Genomic DNA, 701 nt, shown 5'->3' on the forward strand with positions numbered 1-701 from the left:
TGGTCCATCCCAGCGCCTTGAGAAGCACGGTGACGGCCTGCTTGCGCTTACGGTCGATGCGCACACCGACGCTGTCGCGCTTGTCGATCTCGAACTCCAGCCAGGCACCCCGCGACGGGATGACCTTGCAGCCGTACAGATCCTTGTCCGAGGTCTTGTCGACATTACGTTCGAAATAGACACCCGGCGAACGGACCAGCTGCGAGACCACGACACGCTCGGTGCCGTTGATGATGAACGTGCCCTTCGGCGTCATGAGCGGGAAATCACCCATGAACACCGTCTGGCTCTTGATCTCACCGGTGGTGTTATTGATGAACTCCGCCGTCACGAACATCGGGGCGGAGAAGGTCATGTCCTTGTCTTTGCACTCATCGACTGAGTACTTGGGCGGCTCGAACCGATGGTCGCGGAACGACAAGGACATGGTCCCCGAGAAGTCCTCGATGGGACTGATCTCTTCGAAGATCTCTTCGAGGCCCGACTGGGTCGGGACGTCCCTGCGCCCGGCCTGACGAGCCGCCTCTACCCGCCCCTTCCACTTCTCGTTGCCCAGCAACCAGTCGAACGACTCGGTCTGCAGAGCGAGAAGGTCAGGAACTTCGAGGGGCTCCTGGATACGCGCGAAAGAAACGCGACGGGGACCAGCGGGTACGGCGGAGGCGTTGCGCGAGGCTGCCAACAGATGTCCTTCCGAGGGC

Annotated in this window: 1 pseudogene; it reads right to left on the reverse strand. The window is 61.3% G+C overall.

From position 1 onward, the window contains the following. A pseudogene (locus tag IEZ27_RS53455) lies at positions 1-682 on the reverse strand (DNA-directed RNA polymerase subunit beta); the annotation flags it as partial. Between the last annotated feature and the right edge of the window lie 19 nt (positions 683-701).

This window comes from Nonomuraea spiralis (assembly GCF_014648435.1).
GTDB classification, from domain to species: domain Bacteria; phylum Actinomycetota; class Actinomycetes; order Streptosporangiales; family Streptosporangiaceae; genus Nonomuraea; species Nonomuraea spiralis.